This window comes from Pseudomonas rhodesiae, assembly GCF_007858255.1.
Taxonomy (GTDB): Bacteria; Pseudomonadota; Gammaproteobacteria; order Pseudomonadales; family Pseudomonadaceae; genus Aquipseudomonas; species Aquipseudomonas rhodesiae.
In genome coordinates, this window is record NZ_VFEU01000081.1 from 1 (window position 1) to 537 (window position 537).

Below are 537 nucleotides of genomic sequence, written 5' to 3' on the forward strand. Positions count from 1 at the left end.
ACAAGTGGGTTTCGACGCTGGGTGGTGGTTCGGTCGCGGCCAGGCGCGCCACGACATTGAGGATGTGTTCGGCGCTCAGGCTGCCGCTCTCCAGTACCAGCTCAACGGCTACCAGCACGGCATCGAGTCCGGCGACCGGTACGGCAGCCAGGACTTGCGCCATGATCCGGTCACCGCCGGCATGACGCCCCAGGCCGTGCTTAAGCTGACGCAGCGGCACCGGCAGATCAGCAAAGGGCGCTCCGTTGCGCAGCGCGCCGGGCTTGCGCTCAATCAGCGGGATGTAGTGCTGCCAGTCGTAGCTGACCTGGTCGCGATCCAGCAAGCGCGCATGGCTGGCTATCAGCGCATCATCGGCCACCACCTCGATGCGGGTCGGATACAAACGGCTGCTGACCCACTTACCCGCGTACTCACACGGCACCGAGTAGCGGTTGCGCCCGACGCTGACCAGGCAGGTGCTGGAGACCCGCGCAGGCCGCTCGACGTAACCGTCGAATGGCGCTGGCACAGGCATCAGTTCAGCGCGCTCCAACT

1 protein-coding gene is annotated in these 537 nt (G+C 65.9%); it reads right to left on the bottom strand.

Going from position 1 to position 537, the window contains the following annotated elements:
- The coding region (locus tag FIV35_RS29515; protein ID WP_428842774.1) for a Mu transposase domain-containing protein at window positions 1-537 on the bottom strand (537 nt) is incomplete at both ends.